The 3,973-nt window shown below is 63.2% G+C and carries 5 protein-coding genes; 3 read left to right on the top strand and 2 right to left on the bottom strand.

All coding sequences use genetic code 11. The features are described 5' to 3' along the window. Together AHiyo1_RS08465 and AHiyo1_RS08460 are read right to left on the bottom strand one after the other, a co-directional pair. A partial coding sequence (locus AHiyo1_RS08465; RefSeq protein ID WP_216363154.1) for a flagellar basal body protein occupies positions 1 to 211 on the bottom strand: 211 nt, incomplete at its 3' end. 66 nt (positions 212 to 277) lie between these two features. Continuing rightward, positions 278 to 778: a flagellar protein FlgN gene (locus AHiyo1_RS08460; protein WP_059388257.1), complete on the bottom strand. Its 501-nt coding sequence runs from the start codon at positions 776 to 778 to the stop codon at positions 278 to 280. Positions 779 to 1,078: 300 nt separating this feature from the next. Between AHiyo1_RS08460 and AHiyo1_RS08455 the strand changes: the two genes are divergently transcribed. The 3 genes from AHiyo1_RS08455 to fliS all read left to right on the top strand — a co-directional run bounded on the left by AHiyo1_RS08455 (position 1,079) and on the right by fliS (position 3,895). Continuing rightward, entirely contained in the window at positions 1,079 to 1,945 is an 867-nt protein-coding gene (locus tag AHiyo1_RS08455) for a flagellin N-terminal helical domain-containing protein (protein ID WP_059388256.1), read from the top strand. Between the two features lie 117 nt (positions 1,946 to 2,062). Then, the gene (gene fliD, locus AHiyo1_RS08450; protein WP_059388255.1) at positions 2,063 to 3,442 is read left to right on the top strand and encodes a flagellar filament capping protein FliD; all 1,380 of its coding nucleotides are present in this window, start codon (positions 2,063 to 2,065) and stop codon (positions 3,440 to 3,442) included. 12 nt (positions 3,443 to 3,454) lie between these two features. Further along, on the top strand, positions 3,455 to 3,895 hold the full coding sequence (gene fliS, locus AHiyo1_RS08445; protein ID WP_059388254.1) for a flagellar export chaperone FliS: 441 nt from the start codon (positions 3,455 to 3,457) through the stop codon (positions 3,893 to 3,895). Positions 3,896 to 3,973: the final 78 nt, after the last annotated feature.

Here is a 3,973-nt window from a genome sequence, read left to right as displayed (position 1 = left end):
CGATCCCGTCCACGGACACGCCCTGACCGGCCTGTGTGCCTGCTGCGAAGAGGCCCGTGCGCGCGGGTGCGCCGACGGCGGATTGCTCGATCCGCTGCCTGGTGTACCCGTCAGTGCCGGCGTTGGCGATGTTCTGTCCGGCAACGTTGATGCCCTGCTGCGCCGCGGTGAGGCCCAGGTAGGCCGTATTGAGTCCGCCGAATGTGCTCACTGCTGTGTCCTTTGGGTGATCCGGGCCTTGAGATGGTCCGGCCTTTGCTTGTCCGCCGTGTTCAGGTCAGAATTGCTGGTCGAAAAGGCGGGACGGGGTTGAGTCCGCTGCCCTGCTTTGGGAACCGGTCCGCCCATGGGAGTCGTAGGTCCCGGCTGCCGGCTTCAGATCCGCCATGGTTTCCTGGGTAGAACGGACGGCAGCGCGAAGGAACTGCTCGTTCGAATCACGCAGCTCCTTGATGGTGGCGGTTTGCTGCTGCATCGCGTTCAGGTGCGAGGACAGGACATCAGCCCAGGCCTCTTCCGGGGCCGCTGTGACCAGCTCGCCCAGTGAAGACTCGGCAGGCAACCCCCATTGCTCTGCCACCGCCGCCACTTCCACCGCCCTTGCGAGCCCGGCCTTGGACAGGTGCCCCAGGACCTGCTCCACTTCCCGGGTGCCATGCGGCAACCAGCGGGATTTGCCCGCCGTGAGGAGCAGTTGCTCTTCCTCCAGCTTGAATGTCAGCAGATCCAGTAGCTCACGTTCTCGCCACAGCAGGGCCGACAGTTCATGGATGGCCATGTCGGGTCAACTCCAGTTCCGGGTTGGATTTTCGGGTGCGTTGCCGCGGGAAAGCACTTCCCCTGTGCCCTCGCCGCGCTGAAAACAACTATCGGCCGACGCGGCCCATGCGTTAGGCGTTGTTTATGCATGATTTATTCGCTTTGTCCAGTCAAGTGACGCGCGGCGGATCTTGAGGCCTGTAACAAATTTTCCTGCGGCGTTTTGCTAACCAAAGGGGACCGCCGTTCCGATAACCAGAAGTGACAGGCCACGGACGGCCTGGGAGTACCAGCAGACCCAATCATGGAGGAATACATCATGGGCATGGCAATCAACACAAACCTGATGGCGAACAACGCTTACGGCAACCTCAACCGCACGCAGAACGACGTGTCCAAGTCGATGGAGAAGCTTTCCAGCGGCCTGCGCATCAACCGTGCTGCTGACGACGCAGCAGGCCTGGCAATTTCGGAAGGCCTCAAGTCCCAGGTCAGCGGCTCGGCAGTCGCCGCCCGCAACGCCCAGGACGGCATCTCGGTCATCCAGACCACTGAAGGTGCACTGACCGAAGTCCACTCGATCCTCCAGCGCATGCGTGACCTCGCTGTCCAGGGCTCGAACGACACCAACAACACTGCTTCCCGTGCGGCGATCAAGGGTGAAGGCGACTCGCTCGGCAAGGAACTGGACCGCCTCACGCAGTCCACTCAGTTCAACGGCATCGATCTGCTCAAGGGCGCGGCTGGAAACAGCGGCGCATCCCTGAACATCCAGGTCGGCACCGGCGGCAGCGCGAACGACAAGATCGCCATCAACCTCGGCGACGTTGCAACCGCCGTCGGAACCGGCGCTACCGGCCTCTCCGGCGCAGCGGGTGCTGCAGGCTTCAAGGTGGACACGAGCGCCAACGCCCAGCTGACCATTGCTGCCGTTGACACGGCCATCGCGGCAGTTTCGGCTCAGCGCGCTGACCTGGGTGCAACCCAGAACCGTCTGGAGCACGCCACGAAGACCCTCCAGGTCTCCGGCGAAAACCTGCAGGCAGCCGAGTCCCGCATCACGGACACGGACATGGCTTCGGAAATGGTCAAGTACACCAAGGCCAACATCATGTCCCAGGCCGGCACCGCAATGCTTGCCCAGGCCAACCAGTCCGGCCAGGGCGTTCTCTCGCTCCTGCGCTAAGACCTTCCGGTAGCTGACCGGTAATCAGCGAATGGCGGCCAGGACGGGAACACACCCCTGGCCGCCATTCGCCTCCGGACCCCGCCGACGTAACCAACACATCCGGAAGGACCAAACGTGGCAAGCTCGATCGACGGCCTCGCCAGCGGCTTGAACACCACCTCCATCATTGATTCGCTCATGGCGGTGGAAGCACAACCGCAGACACTTCTGAAGACGAAGCTTGCGTCGGACCAGACAATGATTTCGACGCTTCAATCGCTGAACTCGAAGCTGTCGTCACTGAAAGACCTCGCAAGCGGCGACTCGGCCGTGAACGCCTTGAACCTGTTTAGCGCCACCACGACTTCTCCGTCGATCACTGCGACGGCGACCACCTCCGCGACCGCGGGCTCAATCGACGTCACCGTCACCCAGCTGGCCCAGAGCCAAGTGGACGTCACCGCGGCCATGAGCAACTGGCCCACCGACGGCTCGGGTGCACCGGCACACCTGACGCTCGTCGACTCCACGGGAAAACAGACTGAAATCACGCCTGCAAGCACCTCCCTTGACGACGTCGTGACGGCGATCAACGCGGCGTCCGGCCCGGCCCGGGCCGTAAAGGTCCCGGCAGGCAACGGAACCTATCGCCTTCAACTGACCGCGGCCACTTCAGGTGCGGCTGGAGCGTACAGCGTCTACCAGGGCACGGCAGCGCAAGTGAGCGCGGGCACCGCGACCGACCTGATGGCTGACCCCTCCGCCGCCGTCGTCAAGGCCGCCCAGGATGCCAAAGCGACGCTGTATGCGGGGACTCCGGCAGCGCAGACAATCACGTCCGGAACCAACACCTTCACTGATTTGCTTCCCGGTGTGTCAGTGGCGGCCTCCGCCGTCACTGCCGGACCGGTGACCGTGAACATTGCCAGTGACTCCGCAGGCATCACCAAAAAGGCCGGGGATCTGGTGAACGCCGTCAATGACGTCCTCGGCTTCGTCTCCATTTACAGCGCCGTGACCCAGACGACCGACGCCAACGGCGCCTCCGCGGCCAGTGGCGGCATCTTCAGCGGCAACAGCGGCGTCCGCTCGGTCAACGACCAAGTCTTCTCCGCCGTGTCCATGCCCGTGAACGGGAAGTCTCCCTCCGAATACGGAATCAACGTCACCAGGGATGGAAACTTCACGTTTGACGCGGCCAAGCTCCAATCGTCCTTGGCTTCGGATCCCGCCGGGACGCAGGCAGCGCTCCAGACCATTGCATCCCGCGTGTCCGACGCAGCAACCAGCGCTACCGATCCGTTCAGTGGTTCGGTAACCGCCCTGATCAAGGGGCAACAATCCGAAGTGACCGACCTCGGGAGCCAGATCTCCGACTGGGACCAGCGTTTGGCCTCCAGGCGGCAGACCCTGCAAACGACGTACAACGCCATGGAAGTTGCCCTCGGCCAACTCAACGCCCAGCAATCATGGCTCACCGGCCAGATTGCCGGCCTCTCAAGCTCGACGAAGTAAGGAGCGTAACGCATGACCTCCACAGCCCTCCGCGCCAGCCAGCTTTCCCGGTACAACGACGACGCCGTCCTGTCGGCTCCGCCGGCCAGGCTCCTCACGATGCTTTATGACCGGCTGCTCCTGGACCTGAACCGCGCCCAGTTCGCCCAGGAGAATGCCAACTGGGGTGTGGCAAGCGAGAACCTGTTGCATGCCCAGTCGATCGTCACCGAGCTGTCCTCCACCCTGAAGACCGATGTGTGGGACGGGGCATCCGGACTGCTGAGCATCTACCATTACGCGATGGAAGCGATGATCGGCGCAAACATCTACCGCGACGTCAACCGGACCAAAGAATGCATTGTGCTCCTGGAACCGCTCCGGCAAGGCTGGCACGACGCCGCTTCGCAGCTGCCTGTCCAGGCGACGGTATCCGGGACGGCACGGACGAACGGCACACTCGGTGTCGGCTGATCCTGTGCAGGCATGGTCCGGAATCCTGGACCGGCTTGAAGCGGACATCGCCTTGGCCGTCTCCGGCGGCGAGCCCGA

This window comes from Arthrobacter sp. Hiyo1, assembly GCF_001263615.2.
Classification (GTDB): domain Bacteria; phylum Actinomycetota; class Actinomycetes; order Actinomycetales; family Micrococcaceae; genus Arthrobacter.
Note: the sequence above shows the minus strand (reverse complement) of the source record. Positions and strands in the feature narration are given on the sequence as shown.